At 69.8% G+C, this 20,490-nt stretch carries 18 protein-coding genes; 13 read left to right on the top strand and 5 right to left on the bottom strand.

The genetic code is table 11. The annotated features are described in order from the left end of the window. Position 1: 1 nt before the first annotated feature. A complete protein-coding gene (locus tag NPA30_RS07365) occupies positions 2 to 643 on the bottom strand; it encodes a helix-turn-helix domain-containing protein (protein ID WP_256801870.1) in 642 nt (213 codons plus the stop codon). Positions 644 to 1,023: 380 nt separating this feature from the next. Between NPA30_RS07365 and NPA30_RS07360 the strand changes: the two genes are divergently transcribed. The 8 genes from NPA30_RS07360 (at position 1,024) to NPA30_RS07325 (ending at position 10,093) form a co-directional block, all read left to right on the top strand. Then, positions 1,024 to 2,613, top strand: a complete 1,590-nt coding sequence (locus tag NPA30_RS07360) for an ABC transporter substrate-binding protein (RefSeq protein WP_256801869.1) — start codon at positions 1,024 to 1,026, stop codon at positions 2,611 to 2,613. Then, on the top strand, positions 2,613 to 3,722 hold the full coding sequence (locus NPA30_RS07355) for an ABC transporter permease (protein ID WP_256801868.1): 1,110 nt from the start codon (positions 2,613 to 2,615) through the stop codon (positions 3,720 to 3,722). Before NPA30_RS07360 ends, NPA30_RS07355 begins: the two co-directional genes overlap by 1 nt. Beyond that, a complete protein-coding gene (locus NPA30_RS07350; protein ID WP_256801867.1) occupies positions 3,719 to 4,540 on the top strand; it encodes an ABC transporter permease in 822 nt (273 codons plus the stop codon). Before NPA30_RS07355 ends, NPA30_RS07350 begins: the two co-directional genes overlap by 4 nt. Next, on the top strand, positions 4,540 to 6,168 hold the full coding sequence (locus NPA30_RS07345) for an ABC transporter ATP-binding protein (protein ID WP_256801866.1): 1,629 nt from the start codon (positions 4,540 to 4,542) through the stop codon (positions 6,166 to 6,168). Before NPA30_RS07350 ends, NPA30_RS07345 begins: the two co-directional genes overlap by 1 nt. Positions 6,169 to 6,298: 130 nt before the next feature. Then, positions 6,299 to 7,018: an HAD family hydrolase gene (locus NPA30_RS07340; protein ID WP_256801865.1), complete on the top strand. Its 720-nt coding sequence runs from the start codon at positions 6,299 to 6,301 to the stop codon at positions 7,016 to 7,018. A gap of 9 nt (positions 7,019 to 7,027) precedes the next feature. Continuing rightward, positions 7,028 to 9,022, top strand: coding sequence for a CocE/NonD family hydrolase (locus NPA30_RS07335; protein ID WP_256801864.1), 1,995 nt, complete (start codon positions 7,028 to 7,030; stop codon positions 9,020 to 9,022). Positions 9,023 to 9,104: 82 nt separating this feature from the next. Then, entirely contained in the window at positions 9,105 to 9,578 is a 474-nt protein-coding gene (gene parS, locus NPA30_RS07330) for a type II RES/Xre toxin-antitoxin system antitoxin (RefSeq protein ID WP_256801863.1), read from the top strand. Positions 9,579 to 9,583: 5 nt separating this feature from the next. Beyond that, on the top strand, positions 9,584 to 10,093 hold the full coding sequence (locus tag NPA30_RS07325) for an RES family NAD+ phosphorylase (RefSeq protein ID WP_256801862.1): 510 nt from the start codon (positions 9,584 to 9,586) through the stop codon (positions 10,091 to 10,093). Here NPA30_RS07325 and NPA30_RS07320 read toward each other — a convergent pair. Genes NPA30_RS07320 through NPA30_RS07310 form a run of 3 tightly spaced genes read right to left on the bottom strand, consistent with a single transcriptional unit; the run spans position 10,081 to position 13,459 of the window. Then, complete coding sequence (locus NPA30_RS07320) at positions 10,081 to 11,058, bottom strand: alpha/beta hydrolase (protein ID WP_256801861.1); 978 nt, start codon at positions 11,056 to 11,058, stop codon at positions 10,081 to 10,083. The two genes, NPA30_RS07325 and NPA30_RS07320, sit on opposite strands and share 13 nt — an antisense overlap. Continuing rightward, on the bottom strand, positions 11,055 to 12,551 hold the full coding sequence (locus NPA30_RS07315) for a carnitine 3-dehydrogenase (protein WP_256801860.1): 1,497 nt from the start codon (positions 12,549 to 12,551) through the stop codon (positions 11,055 to 11,057). Before NPA30_RS07315 ends, NPA30_RS07320 begins: the two co-directional genes overlap by 4 nt. Positions 12,552 to 12,553: 2 nt before the next feature. Then, positions 12,554 to 13,459, bottom strand: coding sequence for a BKACE family enzyme (locus NPA30_RS07310; RefSeq protein WP_256801859.1), 906 nt, complete (start codon positions 13,457 to 13,459; stop codon positions 12,554 to 12,556). A 127-nt stretch (positions 13,460 to 13,586) separates the two neighbouring features. On the opposite strand from NPA30_RS07310, the gene NPA30_RS07305 reads away from it, so the two are divergent. Together NPA30_RS07305 and NPA30_RS07300 are read left to right on the top strand one after the other, a co-directional pair. Then, the gene (locus NPA30_RS07305; protein WP_256801857.1) at positions 13,587 to 14,567 is read left to right on the top strand and encodes a GlxA family transcriptional regulator; all 981 of its coding nucleotides are present in this window, start codon (positions 13,587 to 13,589) and stop codon (positions 14,565 to 14,567) included. A gap of 128 nt (positions 14,568 to 14,695) precedes the next feature. After that, entirely contained in the window at positions 14,696 to 15,793 is a 1,098-nt protein-coding gene (locus NPA30_RS07300; protein ID WP_256801855.1) for a M24 family metallopeptidase, read from the top strand. 31 nt (positions 15,794 to 15,824) lie between these two features. Here NPA30_RS07300 and NPA30_RS07295 read toward each other — a convergent pair whose 3' ends face one another. After that, positions 15,825 to 16,925: an enolase C-terminal domain-like protein gene (locus NPA30_RS07295; RefSeq protein WP_256801854.1), complete on the bottom strand. Its 1,101-nt coding sequence runs from the start codon at positions 16,923 to 16,925 to the stop codon at positions 15,825 to 15,827. Positions 16,926 to 17,160: 235 nt separating this feature from the next. Here NPA30_RS07295 and NPA30_RS07290 point away from each other — a divergent pair, with 235 nt between their 5' ends. Genes NPA30_RS07290 through NPA30_RS07280 form a run of 3 tightly spaced genes read left to right on the top strand, consistent with a single transcriptional unit; the run spans position 17,161 to position 20,485 of the window. Then, complete coding sequence (locus tag NPA30_RS07290) at positions 17,161 to 18,171, top strand: hypothetical protein (protein WP_256801853.1); 1,011 nt, start codon at positions 17,161 to 17,163, stop codon at positions 18,169 to 18,171. After that, a complete protein-coding gene (locus NPA30_RS07285) occupies positions 18,168 to 18,833 on the top strand; it encodes a gluconate 2-dehydrogenase subunit 3 family protein (protein ID WP_256801852.1) in 666 nt (221 codons plus the stop codon). The genes NPA30_RS07290 and NPA30_RS07285 overlap by 4 nt, the downstream gene beginning before the upstream one ends. Then, positions 18,830 to 20,485, top strand: coding sequence for a GMC family oxidoreductase (locus NPA30_RS07280; protein WP_256801851.1), 1,656 nt, complete (start codon positions 18,830 to 18,832; stop codon positions 20,483 to 20,485). Before NPA30_RS07285 ends, NPA30_RS07280 begins: the two co-directional genes overlap by 4 nt. Positions 20,486 to 20,490: the final 5 nt, after the last annotated feature.

Genomic DNA, 20,490 nt, shown 5'->3' with positions numbered 1-20,490 from the left:
TTCAGTAGCTCGGCGGCGTGATCGCCCAGACGAGGCGCAGCGGCACGGTGCCGGCGTTGCGATAGCGGTGCGGGCGGGTGCTGGCGAAGGCGAAGCTGTCGCCCGTCTTCAGCCGGTAGAGCCGCTCGTCCACCCACAGCTCCATCTCGCCGGCGAGGATGACGCCGGCCTCCTCGCCCTCGTGCGTGTAGGGTTCCGACCCGCTCCCGGCGCCGGGCTCGAGCGTGCAGTGCAGGAGTTCCAGCGCGCGTTCGAGATCCGGCACCAGCAGCTCGTCGACGATGCCGAGGGAGGGCATGCCGACGCGGCGGCGGCGGCCGGCTCGCACCACGACGTCGTCCTCCTCGGAGGGCTCGGGCGGCACGTCGGCGCGGAAGAACCAGCCGATGGTGACGCCGAGCGCCCGGGCGATGCCCTGCAACTGACGGATGGTGGGCGTCGAGAGGCCGCGCTCGACCTGCGACAGATGTCCGACCGACAGGCCGGCACGCTCGGCGACCTCCGACAGCGTCAAGCCGACAGCCTTCCGCCGATCGCGCATGGCCGGCCCGATCTCGTCCACGGGGTCGGCGGGCGCGCCGTCGACCGTGCCCGCTGCCAGACTCGGCGCATCGCTTGCGGGGGCGTCGGCTGCGTCTCGCATGGCCCTGGCGTCTCCTGATCGGCGCTTTTTCACGACCCATCCCAGCGGGCGCGAAAGCCTTGCCCGGCAAGGGTTCTTGATCCTTCACGACGATGAAACTAGCCGCGCAGCGGCGCGCCGTACAGGCCGGAGGGTTGCGGATGATCGCTTCATGAGCATGAATCGGCGCCGATTCGCGCAGGCTGCCCAATTCCGGCATTGTCACGCCTCGAAACATGAAAACGCGCCGTCCGACGACGGGTTTGTCATGGTCCGAGGCGGGAAAATGATTGACGCACGCATATTGGGCAGTCCCTTATCGGACGCGTGAATGGGCACCGGCCCTCTCGGGGCAGGCCCTCGACCCGTTTCGACCCGACCGACCTCTGCAGGGGAGCAGCATGAAAGACCAGCTTGACCACCTCGCCAGGAGCGCCGTTGCCGGCGGCCTGAGCCGCCGCGACTTCCTGGGCCGTGCCGCCGCGCTCGGCCTGACCGTGACGGCGGCCAACGGCCTTCTCGTCTCCGCCGGCTGGGCCCAGACGCCCAAGAAGGGTGGCCACCTGAAGCTCGGCCTCGAGGGCGGCTCCGGCACCGACGTGCTCGATCCGGCGAAGTATCTCTCGCAGGTGCTGTTCGTGGTCGGCCGCAACTGGGGCGACACGCTGATCGAGAGCGACCCGAAGTCGGGCGAGGCGGTGGCCTCGCTCGCCGAATCCTGGGAGGCGTCGCCGGACGCGAAGGTCTGGACCTTCAAGATCCGCAAGGGCGTGCAGTTCCACGACGGCAAGGACCTGACGGTCGCCGACTGCGTGCAGACGCTGAAGCGCCATTCCGACGAGAAGTCGGAATCGGGTGCGCTCGGCGTGATGAAGTCGATCGGCGAGATCAAGGAAGACGGCGGCAATCTGGTGATCAGCCTGTCGGAGGGCAACGCCGACCTGCCGCTGCTCCTGTCGGACTATCACCTGATCATCCAGCCGAACGGCGGCTTCGACGACCCGACCGCCTGCGTCGGCACCGGTCCGTTCAAGCTGACCGGCTGGGAAGCCGGCGTGCGCGCCACCTTCGAGAAGAACCCGAACGACTGGCGCGACGACCGCGGCTATGTCGACTCCGTCGAGATCGTCGTGATCAACGACGCGACGGCCCGCGTCGCCGCGCTGTCCTCCGGCCAGGTGCACTACATCAACCGCGTCGATCCGAAGACCGTGGATCTCCTGAAGCGCGGGCCGAACGTCCAGATCCTCTCGACCTCGGGTCGCGGCCACTACGTCTTCATCATGCACTGCGACACGGCGCCGTTCGACAACAACGACCTGCGCCTGGCGCTGAAATACGCCATGGACCGCGAGAAGATGGTCGACACGGTGCTGCGCGGCTTCGGCAAGGTCGGCAACGACTTCCCGATCAACGAGACCTACGCGCTCTTCCCGGAGGGCATCGAGCAGCGCACCTACGATCCGGACAAGGCGAAGTTCCACTTCAAGAAGTCCGGTCATGAAGGCTCGGTGCTGCTGCGCACCTCCGACGTCGCCTTCCCCGGCGCGGTCGACGCCGCCCAGCTCTACCAGCAGACGGCGGCCGCGGCCGGCATCACCATCGACATCCGGCGCGAGCCGGGCGATGGCTACTGGTCCAACGTGTGGAACGTGCAGCCCTTCTGCACCTCCTACTGGGGCGGCCGTCCGACCCAGGACCAGATGTACACGACCGCCTACTACTCGAAGGCGGACTGGAACGACACGCGCTTCAAGCGGCCGGACTTCGACAAGCTGCTGCTCGAGGCGCGCGCCGAGCTCGACAAGAGCAAGCGCAGCGAGATGTACCGCGACATGGCGATGATGGTCCGCGACGAAGGCGGCCTGATCCTGCCGATGTTCAACGACTTCGTGAACGCCTCCACCAAGGCGGTGCAGGGCTATGTCGACGACATCGGCAACGACATGTCGAACGGCTACGTCGCCACCCGCGTCTGGCTGGAGAGCTGATGGCGGTGACGCAGGACGACAGGGCCCCCGCGGGAGCGGCCGGCACCGATCTCGCCGCCGCGGCGTCGCCGGTTCTGCCGGCGGACCTGCCGCCTCCCGCGACCTTGTCCCCGTTGAGCGCGCCGGTCGTCGCGCTCAACGACTTCCGCGGCCGGCATCCGCTGGCCGCGCTGCTGCTCCAGCGCATCGGGCTGAGCGTCGTCCTGCTCTTCGCCGTCTCGCTGCTGATCTTCCTCGGCGTCGAGGCGTTGCCGGGCGACTTCGCGCAGACCTATCTCGGTCAGTCTGCAACGCCCCAGGCGGTCGCCAACATCCGTGCGCAGCTCGGCCTCGACCAGCCGGCCGTCACCCGCTACCTCTCCTGGCTCGGCGGCGTTCTCGAGGGCGACTTCGGCAAGTCCTGGGCGAGCGGCCAGTCGGTGACCAGCCAGATCGCCGGCCGGCTCGGCAACACGCTGTTCCTCGCCTTCTTCGCCGCGATCATCTCGGTGCCGCTCGCGGTCGGTCTCGGCATGGTGGCGGTGCTCTACCGCAACCGGTTTCCGGACCGGTTGATCAACGTCCTGTCGCTCGGCGCGATCTCGCTGCCCGAGTTCTTCGTCGGCTACCTGCTGATCCTGTTCTTCGGCATCCAGCTCGGCTGGGTGTCCTTCCCCTCGACCGTCTACTCGGGGATGCCGTTCCTCGCCCGGCTGCAGGCGGTGGCGCTGCCGGTTGCGACGCTCGTCCTCGTGGTGCTCGCGCACATGATGCGCATGACCCGCGCGGCAATCCTGAACGTCATGTCCTCGCCTTACATCGAGACGGCAGAGCTGAAGGGGCTCGGCGCCTTCCGCATCATCGCCCGGCACGCCGCGCCGAACGCGCTGGCGCCGATCATCAACGTCGTCGCGCTGAACCTCGCCTACCTCGTCGTCGGCGTCGTCGTAGTCGAGGTCGTCTTCGTCTATCCCGGCATGGGCCAGTACATGGTCGATGCCGTCACCGTGCGCGACATGCCGGTCGTCCAGGCGTGCGGGCTGATCTTCGCCGCCGTCTACATCGTCCTCAACATGATCGCCGACATCCTCGGCATCGTCGCCAACCCGCGCCTGAGGCATCCGCGATGAGAGCCCGCGACATTCCCCTCAGCGCCTGGATCGGCATGGCCGGCATTGCGATCGTCATCATCGCGGTCCTGTTCGCGCCGCTTCTCGCGCCGCACGGCGAGCGCGAGATCGTCGGCGACATCTGGCAGCCGGTCGGCGGCGACTTCCTGCTCGGCACCGACAATCTCGGACGCGACCTTCTCTCGCGCCTCATCTACGGCGCGCGCACCACCGTGTCAGTCGCACTCGCCGCGACGGTCCTGTCGTTCTCGCTCGGCATGATCCTGTCCTTCACCGCCGCGGTCGTGCGCGGCTGGACCGACCAGGGCCTGTCGCGGCTGAACGACCTCCTGATGTCGATCCCGACGCTGATCTTCGCGCTGGTGGTGCTCGCGGTCCTGCCGCAAAAGATGTGGATCCTGGTGCTGGTGATGGCGGTGCTGGACTCGACCCGCGTCTTCCGGCTCGGCCGCGCGGTCGCGACCGACATTGCGGTGATGGATTTCGTCGAGGCCGCGCGGGTGCGCGGCGAGGGGACGATCTGGATCATCTTCCGTGAGATCCTGCCCAACGCGCTGTCGCCGCTGCTCGCCGAGTTCGGCCTGCGCTTTGCCTTCGCGGTCCTCTTCCTGTCGACGCTCTCCTTCCTCGGCCTCGGCATCCAGCCGCCGGCCGCCGACTGGGGCGGCATGGTCAAGGACAACAAGGACGGCATCATCTTCGGTGTGCCCGCCGCGCTGATCCCGGGCGGGGCGATCGCGGCGCTGGCGATCTGCGTCAACCTCGTCGTCGACTGGCTGCTCAACCGCACCACCAGCCTGAAGGGAGGGCGCGGATAATGGCCGAGCTCCTCACGGTCAAGAACCTCACCATCGGGGCGACCAGCTATCCGCCGGGCGAGCCGCCGAAGGACATCACCATCGTCGACGGCGTGTCCTTCACCATTGAGAAGGGGCGCGTGCTCGGGCTGATCGGCGAGTCCGGCGCCGGCAAGTCGACCATCGGCCTCGCCGCGCTCGCCTATGGCCGCGGCGGGGTGCGCATCACCGGCGGCACGGTGGAACTCGACGGCACCGAACTCACCGGCCTCAAGCGCTCCGGCCTGCGGCGGGTGCGCGGTGCGAAGGTCTGCTACGTCGCGCAATCGGCTGCGGCGGCCTTCAATCCGGCGCACAAGCTCGGCGACCAGATCATCGAGGCGGCGCTCCGGCACGGCATCCTCGACGAGGCGGCGGCGCGCAAGCGCGCGACCGAACTCTTCGGCGTGCTCAGCCTGCCGGACCCCGAGACGTTCGGGGACCGCTACCCGCACCAGGTGTCCGGTGGTCAGCTGCAGCGCGCGATGACGGTGATGGCGCTCCTGCCCTCGCCGGATCTCATCGTCTTCGACGAGCCGACGACGGCGCTCGACGTGACGACGCAGATCGACGTGCTCGCCGCGATCAAGCACGCCATCGAGACGACCCACACCGCCGCGATCTACGTGACGCACGACCTCGCGGTCGTCGCTCAGATCGCCGACGACATCATGGTGCTGCGGCACGGCAAGACGGTGGAGTACGGCACCGCCGAGAAGATCATCACCCGTCCGGACGAGACCTACACGCGCGACCTCGTCTCGGTGCGCTCGATCACCCATCCGGAAGCGAAGGACCAGAGCGACCGGCTGCTGTCGATCGAGAGGGTGGATGCCGGCTATGGTCGGATCCAGGTGCTGGAAGAAGTCTCCGTCCACCTGCCGAAGGGACAGACGCTCGCGGTTGTCGGCGAATCCGGTTCCGGCAAGTCGACGCTTGCGCGCGTCATCACCGGGCTGTTGCCGCCGTCCTCGGGTACCGTGCGCTTCAAGGGCGAGGCGCTGCCGGCGGCGCTGTCCGGCCGCTCGCGCGAGCAGCTGCGGCAGATCCAGATGATCTACCAGATGGCCGACACCGCGATGAACCCGCGGCACACCATCGGCCAGATCATCGGCCGGCCGCTGACCTTCTATTTCGGCCTGCGCGGCGCGAAGAAGCGCGAGCGTGTGCAGGAACTCCTCGACCACATCGAGCTCGGCAAGGGCTTCATCGACCGCTATCCGGCGGAGCTGTCGGGCGGGCAGAAGCAGCGCGTCGCGATCGCCCGGGCGATCGCCGCCGAGCCCGAGCTGATCCTGTGCGACGAGCCGACCTCGGCGCTGGATCCGCTCGTCGCCGACGGCATCCTGAAGCTGCTCCTGCGGCTGCAGGAGGAGACGCACGTCTCCTACGTCTTCATCACCCACGACATCGCGACGGTGCGGGCGATCGCCGACTCCGTCGCGGTGATGTTCAAGGGCCGGGTGGTGCGCTTCGGGCCGAAGTCGGACGTTCTCGCGCCGCCCTTCGACGACTACACCGACCTGCTTCTGAAATCGGTGCCGGAGATGCGGCTCGGCTGGCTCGAAGAGGTTCTGAGCGAGCGGAAGATGGCGGCCGCGGGCAACTGAGCGGGCTGCAAGGTCCGCCGTCTCGGTCTCCACAGGCCTGCTCCCTGTCGCACGCGCCGCCAGCGGGTGCTTGCGCCGGCCCGTGTGCCGTGATCCTCACGCCGGAGACACCGCAGCGGAGCGAGGCGACATGACCATCCAGGGTATCCTGTTCGACAAGGACGGCACGCTGCTCGACTTCGACGCGACGTGGGGGCCGGCGACCGCTTCGGTGCTCGCCGCGCTCGCGGGCGACCGGCCGGGACTGGTGGAAACGCTGGCCGTCGCCTGCGGCTTCGACGCCGAAGCCGTCGCCTTCGATGCGGGTTCGCCGATCATCGCCGGCGACATCGACGACTTCGCGCCGGCCTGGGCGGAGGCCCTCGGGACCGCGTACGACCGCGCCTTCGTCACCCACGTCGATCGCCTTTACCAGGAGGCGAGCGCCGCCTCGCTCACCGGCTATGCCGACGTTGCCGATGGGCTGGCGCTCCTTGCCGGGCGCGGGCTGAAACTCGGCCTGGCGACGAACGACAGCGAAGCCGGCGCACGGGCGCATCTGGCGGCGCTCGGCGTGCTCGATCGCTTCGACTTCGTCGCCGGCTTCGATTCGGGACATGGGCCGAAGCCCGAGCCGGGCATGGTGCTCGCCTTCGCCGAAGCCGTCGGCATTGCGCCCGAAGCGGTCGCAATGGTCGGCGACTCCGCCCACGACATGGCCGCCGCGCGCGCCGCCGGGGCGCATGGCATCGGCATCGCGCGCACGCCGGCGGCCGCTCGGGCGCTCGAGGGTGTGGCCGAGATCGTGGTCGCGGACCTTGACGGTCTCGCGCGCCATCTCATGTCGGCGCAATCGTTGAGTATCGAGTAGGATCACGCCATGCCGAACCGCCCCTTCTCCGTCATCGAGAACGAGTGGATCACGCTCGCCGACGGCACGCGCCTCGCCGCGCGCATCTGGATGCCGGACGAGGCGGAGGCCGATCCGGTGCCGGCTGTCCTGGAGTTCCTCCCCTATCGCAAGCGCGACGGCACGTCGGTGCGTGACGAGGCAACCTATCCGGCCTTCGCCGCGGCAGGCATCGCCGGTGTGCGGGTGGACATGCGTGGCTCCGGCGAGTCCGACGGCGTGATCGATGGGGAATACACCCCGCGAGAGCTGTCCGATGCGGTGGAGGTGATCGCCTGGATCGCCGCGCAGCCCTGGTGCACCGGCGCGGTCGGCATGATGGGCATCTCCTGGGGCGGCTTCAATTCGCTGCAGGTCGCCGCGCTGAACCCGCCGGCGCTGAAGGCGGTGATCTCGATCGCCTCGACGGTCGACCGCTACAACGACGACATCCACTACAAGAACGGCTGCCACCTCTCGGCCAACCTCTCCTGGGCGGCGACGATGCTCGCCTACCAGTCGCGCGCGCCCGATCCCGACCTCGTCGGCGAGCGCTGGCGCGAGATGTGGCTCGAGCGGCTGGAAGGCGAGCCCTTCTTCCTGGAGGAATGGCTGGCGCATCAGCGCCGCGACGCCTTCTGGCAGCATGGCTCGATCGCGGAGGACTGGTCGGCCTACCGGGTGCCGACCTTCATCATCGCCGGCTGGGCCGACGGCTACCGCAACACGCCCTTCCGGTTCCTCGAGGGCTCGAATGCGCCGAAGACGGCGCTGGTCGGTCCCTGGGTCCACAAGTACCCGCACTTCGCCTGGCCGCGCCCGCGCGCCGACTTCCTCAACGAGGCGATCGCCTGGTGGGGTCACTGGCTGAAAGGCGAGGACACGGGCGTCGAGCGCTGGCCGGAGCTGCGCGCCTATCTGCTCGACGGGCCGCAGCCGCAGCGGCTCCGCCAGGACGACCCGGGTGAATGGGTTGCTAAGCCGGCTTGGAAAGTCCCGGAGGTGCGCGACTATCGCATCGCGGCCGGTGGCCGCCTCGCCGACACCGACGCGCTGCTCGAGCGGCGCACCGCGATCCTCTCGAGCCCGGAGGATCTCGGCGTGACCTCCGGCGAGTGGTTCACGCTGAAGCCGGACGCGGAGATGGCGGGCGACCAGCGGCGGGACGACGGGCTGTCGCTCACCTTCGACAGCGCGCCGACGGCGCTCGCGGCGGACTTTCTCGGCCAGCCGGAGCTGCGCCTGCGCCTGTCGAGCGACAAGCCTGCCGCCAATCTCGTCGCGCGGCTGGTGGACGTCCACCCGGACGGCACGGCGACGCGCATCGCCTATGGCGTGCTCAACCTCGCCCACCGCTCTTCGTATGCCGAGCCGGAGGCGCTGCCCGTCGGCGAGCCCGTCGAGATCGCGATGCGGCTCGACGCCTGCGGCTACCGCCTGAAGCCCGGGCATCGCCTGCGGCTGGCGCTCTCGACCGCCTATTGGCCGACGATCCTGCCGCAGCCGGAGACGCCGACGCTCTCGCTGGAGCTCGGTTCGCTGGTGCTCTCGATGCCGCTCCTCGGCGAGGCCGAGCCCGTCACGGTGCCCGAGCCGGAGAACCCGGACCCGCTGCCCAAATACGAGATGCGCGCGTCGGCCGAGACGCGGCGGCGGGTGACGCACGACCTGACGCTCGGCCGCACCCTCTACGAGATCCAGGAGGACACCGGCCTTGCGGTGCATCCGGACACGGGGCTTGCGGCGCGACAGGTGCGTTCGGAGACGTGGAGCATCGATCCACGCGACCCGTTGTCCATGACCGGCGAGGCCCGCTGGATCACCGAGAACGGCCGCGACGACTGGACCGTTCGCACCGAAACCGCCTGCCGCATCGCCTGCACCCGCGAGGACTGGCTGATCTCCGCCGAACTGGTCGCCTATGAGGGCGAGGCGGAAGTCTGCCGCCGGACGTGGGAGAGGACCATCCCTCGGGATTTCATGTGAGGTCGAGAGGGGCCGGCGTTGAGCTTGAACGTAGACGCGCCAGATGTCACATTGGATATGACAAACGGCGTCAGGATCGGTGATGGCCAAGGCAAGCGAATTCGAGCGCGTCGAGGACCCGGACCGCGTCATTGCACTCCTCGGCGGTGCCCGGTTCTTCGACAACCCGCCCCGGACGGCTTTGGACGCGCACGCCCTCCTGCAACGAGGTCTGCCGGGCCGGTCGGTGCAGCATCTCCTGGGAGAGCTGGCGCTGGCGCATGACAGCGGAAAGCTCGCGCGGGTGTTCGGCATGTCGCTGCGGACGGCGCAGCGTCTGAAAGCCGATCCGGACAAGGCACTCAGCCCGGAGGTCAGCGGCCGAGCCTGGCAGTTTGCCGCCATCCTGGCACATGCGACCGACGTCTTCGGATCGCAGGAGGAGGCCGAACTCTGGCTCGAGCGCCCGGCCGTCGCACTCGAACAGGCAAAGCCGATCGACCTTCTCGATACGCCGGTCGGAGCCGATACGGTTCGAGCGCTCCTCACGCGCGTCGACTACGGCGTCTACGGCTGATGCGGATGGCGCCGCTGCCGGCAGCGCTCGGCGGCAGCGCGCTGGTCGCCTGGCGGCTCGACCGCGAGATCTATCGCGAGACGTGGAACTCGGGGGAGGGGGCGTATCGCGTCGGCGGTCGCTGGAGCGGGCCGGGCATCCGGGCTGTCTACTGTGCTCTTGATCCGGCCGCGTCGATCCTCGAAGTCGCGGTCCATGCCGGCTTTCGCATGCTCGATACGGTGCCGCACGTGATGACGGAGATCGAGGTCGATCCTGAGGAGGTGCGCATCCTCCATCCCGACCAGATCGCGAACCCGAACTGGCTCCGCCCGGGCCTTCCGAGCCGCAATCAGCAGGTCTTCGGCGCAGACTTGCTGCGGCAGCACCGGTTCGTCGTGGTGCCGTCCGTCGCCGCGCCGGGCTCCTGGAATTTGCTCTTCACCGGCGGTGGCACCGGTCCCCAAGGGTACGCGGTGCGCAGCCAGGAGCGCTTTGCGCTCGATCCGCGCCTCCAGCCGCCTCACCCCGCCTGATCGGCCAGCCGGCGCAGCGCCCGGCAGATCGCCTCGAAGCCGGCAGCGGCGCCGGGGCTGGTGCGCCGGGCGCGCAGCCAGGCATGCACCATCTGCGGCTCCTCCCGGAACGTCACGTCGATGCCGGCCTCGGCGAGCCGCGCCGCATAGTGGCGGGCGTCGTCGCGCAGCGGGTCGAAATGCGCCGCCGTGATGTAAGCCGACGGTAGGCCGGCCAAGCTCGTGGCGTGCAGCGGGTGGGCGATCGCGTCGTCGTGCGCCGCGCCGACGAGCTCGCGGTAGTAGCGCACGTCCGCCGTGGTCAGCCCCGGCGCATCGGCCATCTCCACGAAGGAGCCCGAGCTGAGATCGCCGCCGAGGCCGGGATAGACCAGCACCTGCCCGACGATGCCGACAAGGCCCGCGTCCCGCGCCCGCAGCGCCAGGCCGGCCGCCAGCGTGCCACCGGCGCTGTCGCCGGCGACGATCAGCCGCCGGCCGCTCACGATCAGCGCGCGGGCGACGGTGAAGGCGTCGTCGGCCGCTGCCGGCCACGGGTGCTCCGGGAGGAGGCGGTAGTCGGTCGCGACGAGTTCAAGGCCGGAGGCTTGCGCGAGGTCGGCGCAGATGCCGTCATGGCTGTCGAGTGAGCCGACGACGAAGCCGCCGCCGTGGAAGTAGAGGACGGTCGGCGGCGCGGCCGCAGGATCGCCTGGTCCCTGCGACGGAGCGTGTCGGTCGACGCGCGGGTTCGACGGAGCTGCGGGGCGATACCGCCGGACCGGCACGCCCGCCATGCTCTCGTCCTCGGCCGTCAGTCCCTGCGGATAGGGCGTGTCGAAGCGGCGGCAGAGCGCGTCGTACCAGGCGCGCTGCTGGGCGACCGACGCGTCCACCGCGTCCGGGGGATAGAAGCCGTCGCACTCGGCCTGGAAGGCGAGGATCTCCGGCTCGCTGGGGGAGGGACCCGTCATCCGTCGGCTCACCGCGCCGGCATGGCGATCGACCGCCCGGCGCCGTCCGGGTGGGGCAGGTCGGCCTGCGCCGCCGCGATCGCTGCGACGGCGTCGAGCACTGGCTGGGGCGCGGCCACCGCCTTGCCGGCCGCCGTGTCGACATGCAGGAGCATCTGCTCGGCGGTGGCGATCGGCGCGTCCGCGCCAGCCTTCGCCAGGCTGTGGAACAGCTGCAGGCGCTTGCCGTCGTGGCCGAGCACCTGCGTGCGGCAGGTCAGCGCCTCGCCGAGCTTCGCCTCGCCGAGATGGCGGATGTGGGTCTCCACCGTGTAGTAGCTGCGGCCCGCCTCGACATAGGCCATGTCGCAGCCGATCCGGCGCAGCAGCGCGTCGGTCGCGTCGCCGAAGAGCTGCAGGTAGCGGTGCTCGGTCATGTGGCCGTTGTAGTCGATGAAGGCCGGCGACACCCGCGCCTCCAGCGTCACGAGCGGCGCATCCGTCGGCACGGCCTGCGAGGGCCGCGGCGCTGCACGCCAGAGCTTGTCCTCGAAGGCGGAGAGGAGCTTGCCGGCGCCCCAGCCCCGGCCCTCGTCGCCGCCCTTCAGCGCCTGCAGGATGCCGACGAGGTTCTCGTCACGGATCCGTTCGAGCCGGCGGATCGACAGCCCCTCGTTCTGTGCGTCCGACTGGCCGGCGATCTTGTCGACCAGCGCGTCGTCGAGCTCCGGCACGTCCATCAGCTTGGTCCAGGGCCAGGCGAGGGCCGGGCCGAACTGGGCGAGGAAGTGCCGCATGCCCGCCTCGCCGCCGGCGATGCGGTAGGTCTGGAACAGGCCCATCTGCGCCCAGCGCAGGCCGAAGGAGTAGCGGATCACGTCGTCGAGCGTCTCGACGTCGCAGATGTCGTCCTCGATCAGCCAGAGCGCCTCGCGCCACAGCGCCTCCAGCAGGCGGTCGCCGACGAAGGCGTCGATCTCCTTGTTGATCGCGACGCCCTTCATGCCGATCGTCTCGAGCAGGCGGATCGCGTCGGCGATCGTCTCCGGCGCCGTCTGCCGGCCGCCGACGATTTCGGCGAGCGGCAGCAGGTAGACCGGGTTGAACGGGTGCGCGACGAAGAGGCGCTCCGGATGCGCCAGCTCCGCCTGCAGGTCGCTCGGCAGGAGGCCCGAGGTGGACGAGCCGATGAGCGCGTCCGGCCGCGCCGCCGCATCGATCTCGCCGAGCACCCGGCGCTTCAGGTCGAGGCGTTCGGGCACCGATTCCTGGATCCAGTCGGCCCCGTCGACCGCCTCGGCGACGCTCGAATGGAAGCTGAGGCGGCCGCGCGGGGGCAGGGGCGCCTGCGTCAGGCGGGCATAGGCGGCCTCGGCATTGGCGACGACCTCGCCGACGATCCGCGCCGCCTCCGGGTGCGGGTCGAAGACGGCGACGTCGATGCCCGACAAGAGGAAGCGGGCGACCCAGCCGCCGCCGATGACCCCGCCGCCGATGCAGGCGGCCTTCTCGATCCGTTCGCGCATCGTCACCACCGCCGCTCGAGCTTCAGCTTCTGGCGCACTTCGGCGGGTGACAGCACGCGGCTGCCCATGCCCTCGGCGATCTTCACCGCCTGCGCCACGAGGTCGCCGTTCGAGGCGAGGACGCCCTTCTTCAGCCAGATGTTGTCTTCCAGCCCGACGCGGATATTGCCGCCCGCGGCGAGCGCCAGCGCCGCGTAAGGCGACTGGTTGCGGCCGATCGAGAAGGCCGAGAAGGTCCAGTCGGCGGGCAGGTTCTGCACCATTGCCATCAGGGTGGGGATGTCGTCCGGCGCGCCCCAGGGGATGCCCATGCAGAGCTGCACCATCACCGGGTCCTCGATCAGCCCCTGGTCCTTCAGCCATTTGGCGAGCAACAGGTGGCCGGTGTCGAAGATCTCGATCTCCGGGCGCACGCCCAGCGCCTGGATGCGCGCGGCCATCGCCTTCAGCATGGCCGGCGTGTTGGTCATGATGTAGTCGCCCTCGCCGAAGTTCATCGTGCCGCAGTCGAGCGTGCAGATCTCGGGCTTCAACTCGGCGATGTGGACGAGCCGCTCCTCGGCGCCCGCCATGTCGGTGCCGTCCGCCGCCGGCGGCAACGGCCGCTCGGGCGAGCCGAGCACGAGGTCGCCGCCCATACCGGCGGTGAGGTTCAGCACCATGTCGACGCCGGAGTCCCGGATGCGCTCGACGACCTCGCGGTAGAGCGCGGGATCGCGCGCGCCCTTGCCCGTCTCGGGATCGCGCACGTGGATGTGGGCGATCGCGGCGCCGGCCTTCGCCGCCTCGATCGAGGCGGCGGCGATCTCCGCCGGCGTCACCGGCACCTTGTCGGAGCGGGAGGTGGTGTCGCCCGCGCCGGTGACGGCGCAGGTGATGAAGACGTCGCGGGTGGGCGTGAGGGGCATCGGCGGAACCTCCGTGCGCGGTCTGTGTGGACTGGATCACTCGCCGCAGAGATTGACGACCGGTCGGTCGATCTGTTTCACACTTTGCGAAGTCCTATCGACATATTGCGCAAAGGAGTCCGGGTCGGTGACGGCACTCTTCTCGCCCGCGGCCGAACCGCTGTTGGTGACCTTGCTGGTCCTCGCCGAGACCTCGCTGATGTCGCTTGCCGCGACGCTCGATCCGCTGCGCGCGGCGAACCGTGTCGCCAAGACACCGTGCTATCGCTGGGCCGTCGTGTCGATCGACGGGGCCGAGGTCGTCACGTCGAACCGGCTGCGCATCTCCGTAGACGGCGCGCTCGACCCGAGCCGGCGGTGCGACCTCCTCGTCGTCCTCGCGGCCTTCCACGTTCTCGAGCATGCCGACGCGCGGCTCTTGCACGCCGTGCGGACGGCGGCGCGCAATGCCGGCGCCGTGCTCGGCGTCGAGGCCGGTTCCTGGGTGCTCGGCCTCACCGGAGTGCTGGACGGACGCGCTGCGACGACTCATTGGGAGGATCTGGAAGAATTCCGCACGCGATTTCCCGCCGTGGACGTGAAGGCCGACCGGTGGGTGGCGGACGGCCGATTCTTCACCACCGGCGGCGCCGCGCCGGCGCTCGACTTCATGCTGTCGCTGATCCGGGCCCGGCAGGGCGCCACGCTCGCCCTCGATGTCGCGAGCCTCTACGTGTATGACGGCCTGCGCACGGGTTCGGAGGCACAGCCGAGTGTGGCGCTCGGCGAGATCGCCTGGCGCGAGCCCCGCGTGACCGCAGCCATCCGGGCGATGGAGCGTCATATCGATGCCCCCGTACCGGTCGCGACGATCGCCCGCCGGGTCGGCGTCTCGACCCGCACGCTCGAGGGCCTGTTCCTGCGCACCGTCGGTCGCACGCCGGGCGCGTTCTTCCTGCAACTGCGGCTGAAGGCGGCTCGGCGACTGCTGGTCGACACCCGCCTTCCGATCGGCGAAGCGGCCCTGCGCACCGGCTTCGGTTCGACCGCCGCCCTGTCGCGCGCCTTCCGTCGCGAGTTCGGGGTGCCACCATCGGCGGCCCGGCGCGCTCCGCGTGCACCATCCTGAGCGGTTCTACGCAGAGATGCATACAATGTGGCGCCTCGGCTGCGATTTACCGTAAGAAGCCTTGCCAAGAGGGCGCTGTGGCGGTTTAGGCTTCGTTCGCTGGTCCCAATCGAGCCGGGAAACGCCGCATGAAAGTCAACGTCGCCGACCGCTTGGCCGCCCTTCGGACCCGCATGCAGGAGACCGGCATCGACCTCGTCGCCCTCGGCCCGGGCGCTCACGTGCACTGGGTCGCCGGCTTCCATCCGCATCCGGACGAGCGGCCCTGCCTCCTGCTGATAGGCCCGCAGCGCGAGGCCTTCCTGATGCCGTCGCTGAACGCCGAAGGCGCCCGCGTCGACACCGACATCGCCTTCTATCCGTGGAGCGACGACACCGGGCCGACGGCTGCGCTCGCCGCTGCGCTCGACGCGGTCGGCGCCTCGGACGCCGGCGTCGTGTCGCTCGACGAGACGATGCGGGCCGACTTCGCCCTCCTGCTTCTCGGCGCTCTGCCCAAGGCACGGCACGGCTTTGCCGGCGAGACCGTCGGCGCCCTGCGCATGAAGAAGAGCGAGGCCGAGTACCGGGAGCTCAAGATGAACGCGCGGCTCGACGACGTCGCGATGCAGACCGCCTATGCCGCGATCCGGCCCGGCATCAGCGAGCGCGACATCGCCGCGACCGTGCGCGCGCAGTTCGCTGCCGACGGCGCGCGTCCGATGTTCACCATCATCGGCTCCGGGCCGAACGGCGCCTTCCCGCACCACTCGGTGAGCGACCGGGTGCTGCAACGGGGAGACGCGGTGGTCATCGACATCGGCGGCAGCCGCGGCGATTTCCCGAGCGACATGACCCGCATGGCGGTCGTCGGCGAGGCGCCGGAGGGCTATGCCGAGGTGCATGCGGTGGTCGAGGCGGCGGTGCGCGCGGCGCTCGCGGCGGCCCGGCCGGGCGTGCGGGCAAAGACCGTCGACGCCGCTGCCCGGACGGTGATCACCGACGCCGGCTACGGCGCATACTTCGTCCACCGGACCGGCCACGGCCTCGGCCTCGAGATCCACGAGCCGCCCTACATCACCTCGACGTCGGAGACCGTGCTCGAGGCCGGCATGGTGTTCTCGATCGAGCCCGGCATCTATCTGCCCGGACGCTTCGGCATCCGGCTGGAGGACATCGTCTTCCTGCGCGAGGACGGGCCGGAAATCCTCTCCGACCTGCCGCGCGACGTGCGGGTCTGCGGCTGAGGGCCTGACGCCGTGCGCTCGAGGCGCTGTCTCACTCGAACCGGGCAGCGTCGGCTTCGCGCAGGCTGAGGCCGAGGCCCGGCTCGCCGTTCGTCGCCACGCGGCCCGCCTGCGGCATCGGCGCGCCATCGAACAGCATCCGCTCGATCCGGACGTGATCGTGGAACCACTCCATGTGCACGGCCTTCGGCGCCGCGAGGCACGGATGGAGATGCAGCGCCGGCGCGCAGTGCGAAGACAGCGGCAGTTCGTGTGCCTCTGCCAAAGCGGCCGCCTTCAGGAAGCCGGTGATGCCGCAGCACCGCGTCGCATCCGCCTGCAGGACGTCGACCGCACCGGCGAGCAGCAGGTCGCGGAAGGTCCACAGGGCGAAGCCGTATTCGCCGGTGGTGATCGCGAGACCCGCCGGCGCCCGGTCGCGCACGAGGCGCAGGCCCTCCAGGTCGTTCGACGACACCGGCTCCTCGAACCAGCTGACGCCGTGGTCGCGGACTGCAGAGTCGGCCACCGCCAGCGCCTGCTTGCGGCTCAGCGCGCCGTTGGCATCGATGAACAGCCCGGGCTCGGCGCCGATGGCCGCCCGCGCGACGGCCATGCGGCGTGGGTCGTCCGTCGGATCGCGTCCGATCTTCATCTTGACCGCGAACAGGCCGTCCGCGGCCCATCCGGCGAACTGCTCCGACAGGCGCGCATCGTCATAGGAGGTAAAGCCGCCGGAGCCGTAGACCGGGATCGATGGCCGGGCTTTGCCGAGGAGATCGGCGACGGGCAGGCCGAGCAGCTTGCCCTTCAGATCCCATAGCGCGGTGTCGAGCGCAGCGATCGCCATGGCGGCGATGCCGGACTGGCCGAGATTGCGCACCGCACCGAGCATCGCGAGCCACAAGCCGTTGATGTCGAGGGCATTCCCCCCTTCGAGGATGGCCGCGAGCTTGTCGTCGATCACGCTGGCGGCGGCGCGATCGGCGTAGGTGTAGCCCATACCCGTCATCCCGCCCGCCTCGACCAAGGCCAGCACCAGCGTCGTCGACTCCCATTCCAGCGTGCCGTCCGACTCCGGCCCGTCCGTCGGAACGGTGAAGACGCGGGCGCCGACCGATCGGATCATCGCGTCGCTGTCGATGATGCTCATCCGCTCCTCCACCCTCGACGCTCTCCGCGGGCCAGCCGGCCGCTCATGATGACAATCGGAGAGGAGAGCGCGCCGTTCCGGGACGAGCGTTGACCGCCGCGCGGCGTGAGGTCGCGCTCCGGCCCGCCCGTGACCGCGATGTAATGTCTCGTCCGCGAACTGCGGTTTCGCTCATGCATTCAACCAATGGACCTGCCGACCGGCGGGACCACCCACACCAGGAGGGAGAGCACCCGTGTCGTCCGCGGCATCCGCGACCGCCTTGCGGCTGTTACCGGGCGCCGCACCCCGCGAGGCGCGGCCGGCGCCGCCCCCCGATCAGCCCACCCTGCGCAGCGGCACCCTGCTTGCCGTCACGGGCTCCGCCCTCGTCGCTGCGGGCCTGGCGGGAACGCTCCTGTCGCACGGTGGCCGGCGCCCGCCGACGGCCACCCGGCTCGCGGCGTGCGGCTCGGCACTTCTCGCGGCAAGCGTTCTTGCCGACAGCGCGATGGAGCATTACCGCGGCAACTTCAGGCGCAGGGCAATGTTCGCGGCACCGACGGCGGCGGCGGTGACGCTTGCCGCCGGCCTCGCGACGGCGCTGACGAGCCGGGCGCGGATGATGAAGAGCGCGCTCTTCGGGGGCAGCATCGTTACCGGCCTTTTCGGCCTCGGCTTCCATGCCAGGAACATCCTGTCGCGGCCGGGCGGTCTGTCCTTCAACAACCTGTTTTACCGCGCACCGTTCGGGGCACCGGGTGCGCTGGTGCTGGCCGGCGCTGCCGGCCTCGGTGCCATCGCCGCTGACCGGGCGGCTGCGAGCCCGACGCTGCTCGACGGCAGGCGGCGGCATCGCCGGGCGGGACAGGGGCTCGGCCTCGCAACGGCCGCTGGCCTGTTCGGGCTGACCACGGAGATCGGCCTGCTGCACTTCCGCGGCGCGTTCCACAACAAGCTGATGTATGCGCCGGTCGTGACGGTGCCGCTGACCGGCCTGGCGATGCTCTGCGCCGTCATCGATCCGGAACCGGCCCGCACGGCGACCGCGCGCCGGGCGCTCGGCGCCACCGCCGCCCTCGGCATTCTCGGCACCGGACTGCACAGCTATGGCGTCAGCCGCAACATGGGCGGGTTCTACAACTGGACGCAGAACCTCTTCCAGGGACCGCCGATCGCCGCACCGCCGAGCCTGGCGGGGATCGCCCTGATGGGGTTTGCGGCCCTTCGGCTGCTCGAGCGTAGGACGGGAGCGCGCGCAGGATGACAGCAGGCAACGAGACGCCGGACGAGAGCCCCTTTGTCACGCCGTATCCGCACTACGACGTCCTGCAGAAGTGGGACTCCCCGTCCTTCAACGACGCGACGCGCCGGGCGCTGACGCAACGGCTGACCGAGGTGCCCCGGCGCCGCTTCTTCGACGCCGAGCGATACACGCGCCTGCGGGCGGTGGTGGACTGCGTCCTGCCGCAGCCCGAGCGGAGCGAAGCCGAACGAATACCGGTGGAGGCGTGGATCGACGCCCAGCTGGAAGCCAACCAGGGCAGCGGCACGCGCTATGTGGGCACCCCGACGCAGCGAGAGGCTTGGCGGCGGGGGCTGGATGCCCTGGAGGCGGAGGCGCATGCCCGCCATGGCTCTGGATTTGCCGATCTCTCGCCGGAGCAGCAGACCGCGCTCCTGAAGGCGGTCGACAACGGTGCTGTCGACCAAGCGCACTGGCAGGGCGTCCACGCGCAACGGTTCTTCCGTGAGATCCTCTTGAAGGATGCCGTGAAGATCTACTACGCCCATCCGGCGGCCTGGAGCGAAATGGGCTTCGGTGGTCCGGCCGCGCCGCGCGGCTATGTCCGGCTCGGCCCCGACGACCGTGACCCGTGGGAAGCGGCAGAGGAACGCCCGCCGCAGCCGGTGCGGGGTCTGCCATGAGCTCGGCGGTATCGGACGCGCAGGAGCGTGTGCGCGCCACGGGTGGCCGGGCGCCGGACGTCTTCCGGCCCGGGGCCTGGGTGCCGATGAGGGAGCATCCCGAGAGCGAGCCCGTGGACTTCGCCATCGTCGGCACAGGCTGCGGCGGCAGCGTGCTCGCCGCGCGTCTCGCCGAGGCCGGACACTCGGTCGTCGCCTTCGACGCCGGAGCCTTCTATCGGCCGCTGGAGGACTTCGCCTCCGATGAGCGCGAGCAGGAAAAGCTCTACTGGCTGGACGAGCGGATCTCCGGCGGCGACGATCCGATCGAGCTCGGCTCCAACAATTCCGGCAAGGCGGTCGGCGGGTCGACCGTCCACTTCCAGATGGTGGCGCTGCGCTTCCGGCCGGAGTGGTTCAAGTCCCGCTCGTTGCTCGGCTACGGCCACGACTGGCCAGTCGACTGGCGCGAGATGTGGGACTACTACGCCAAGGCCGAGGCGGCGATGCGGATCGCCGGGCCGATCGCTTATCCCTGGGGACCGCGCCGCGGTAGCTATCCCTATCGCGAGCATGAGCTGTCCGCCTCCGCCCTGGTGCTGGCCAAGGGAGCCGAGGCACTCGGCGTGAAATGGTCGCCGACGCCGACCGCCACGCTCTCGGCGCCGCACGGTGCCGCGCATCCTTGCGTCTATCGCGGCTTCTGCAAGATCGGCTGCGCCACCAACGCCAAGCAGTCGATGCTCGTCACCTTCGTGCCCCGCGCATTGAAAGCCGGCGCGGAGATCCGCGATCTTGCGATGGTCGGCCGCATCGAGACCGGCGCGGACGGACGCGCGACCGGCGTCCACTATCATCGGCAGGGGGCATGGCGCTTCCAGAAGGCGAAGAACGTCGTCGTCGCCGGCTACTCGATCGAAACGCCGCGGCTGCTTCTCAACTCGGCCTGCCCACAGCATCCGGAGGGGCTCGCCAACTCCAGCGGCCTCGTCGGCAAGAACCTGATGGTGCATGTCAACGACGCCGTCTGGGGCATCATGGAGGAGGAGATCCGCTGGTACAAAGGCCCGCCCTCGCTCGCCGTCTGCGAACACTGGAACTACACGGACGAGGGCAAGGACTTCGACGGCGGCTACGCCTTCATGAGTCAGGGCCCGCTGCCGACCGACTTCGCCACCTCGCTCGTCTCCAACGAGGGCGTGTTCGGCCACGAGCTGCGCAAGTGGATGGGCCACTACAACCACATGGCCGGGCTCAAGGTCGTCGGCGAGACCATGCCGCAGGAGAGCAACCGGGTCGAACTGTCGGACGAGACCGACGCGCTCGGGCTGCCGATCCCGAAGGTGACCTTCTCCTACTGCGACAACGACCGGCGGCTCGCCCGACACGCGGAAAATTTCCAGAGCGAGATGCTGCGGGCGGCCGGCGCCAGGAGCCTCTACCGCACCAAGAGCACCGCGCATCTGATGGGTGGATGCCGCATGGGCGACGATCCGGCCGAAAGTGTCGTCGACGCCTCCGGGCGCTCCTGGGACATCGACAACCTGTTCGTCTGCGACGGCTCGCTGTTTCCGACGGCGGGCGGGGTGAACCCGTCGATGACGATCGTCGCCAACACGCTGCGGATCGCCGACCGGATCATCGCCATGGGCCGGCGGGGCGAGATCGGCTAAACGAC

Source organism: Mangrovibrevibacter kandeliae (assembly GCF_024519155.1).
Lineage (GTDB): Bacteria > Pseudomonadota > Alphaproteobacteria > Rhizobiales > Rhizobiaceae > Mangrovibrevibacter > Mangrovibrevibacter kandeliae.
This window is presented reverse-complemented; position numbering and strand designations above follow the sequence as displayed.

What these genes read in the sequence shown, in the direction of transcription:
- NPA30_RS07315 (WP_256801860.1), bottom strand. Translation starts at nt 12,551, where the DNA reads ATGCGCGAACGGATCGAGAAGGCCGCCTGCATCGGCGGCGGGGTCATC.
- NPA30_RS07365 (WP_256801870.1), bottom strand. Translation starts at nt 643, where the DNA reads ATGCGAGACGCAGCCGACGCCCCCGCAAGCGATGCGCCGAGTCTGGCA.
- NPA30_RS07335 (WP_256801864.1), top strand. Translation starts at nt 7,028, where the DNA reads ATGCCGAACCGCCCCTTCTCCGTCATCGAGAACGAGTGGATCACGCTC.
- NPA30_RS07345 (WP_256801866.1), top strand. Translation starts at nt 4,540, where the DNA reads ATGGCCGAGCTCCTCACGGTCAAGAACCTCACCATCGGGGCGACCAGC.
- parS (WP_256801863.1), top strand. Translation starts at nt 9,105, where the DNA reads ATGGCCAAGGCAAGCGAATTCGAGCGCGTCGAGGACCCGGACCGCGTC.
- NPA30_RS07310 (WP_256801859.1), bottom strand. Translation starts at nt 13,459, where the DNA reads ATGCCCCTCACGCCCACCCGCGACGTCTTCATCACCTGCGCCGTCACC.
- NPA30_RS07360 (WP_256801869.1), top strand. Translation starts at nt 1,024, where the DNA reads ATGAAAGACCAGCTTGACCACCTCGCCAGGAGCGCCGTTGCCGGCGGC.
- NPA30_RS07355 (WP_256801868.1), top strand. Translation starts at nt 2,613, where the DNA reads ATGGCGGTGACGCAGGACGACAGGGCCCCCGCGGGAGCGGCCGGCACC.
- NPA30_RS07325 (WP_256801862.1), top strand. Translation starts at nt 9,584, where the DNA reads ATGGCGCCGCTGCCGGCAGCGCTCGGCGGCAGCGCGCTGGTCGCCTGG.
- NPA30_RS07295 (WP_256801854.1), bottom strand. Translation starts at nt 16,925, where the DNA reads ATGAGCATCATCGACAGCGACGCGATGATCCGATCGGTCGGCGCCCGC.
- NPA30_RS07280 (WP_256801851.1), top strand. Translation starts at nt 18,830, where the DNA reads ATGAGCTCGGCGGTATCGGACGCGCAGGAGCGTGTGCGCGCCACGGGT.
- NPA30_RS07285 (WP_256801852.1), top strand. Translation starts at nt 18,168, where the DNA reads ATGACAGCAGGCAACGAGACGCCGGACGAGAGCCCCTTTGTCACGCCG.
- NPA30_RS07340 (WP_256801865.1), top strand. Translation starts at nt 6,299, where the DNA reads ATGACCATCCAGGGTATCCTGTTCGACAAGGACGGCACGCTGCTCGAC.
- NPA30_RS07300 (WP_256801855.1), top strand. Translation starts at nt 14,696, where the DNA reads ATGAAAGTCAACGTCGCCGACCGCTTGGCCGCCCTTCGGACCCGCATG.
- NPA30_RS07350 (WP_256801867.1), top strand. Translation starts at nt 3,719, where the DNA reads ATGAGAGCCCGCGACATTCCCCTCAGCGCCTGGATCGGCATGGCCGGC.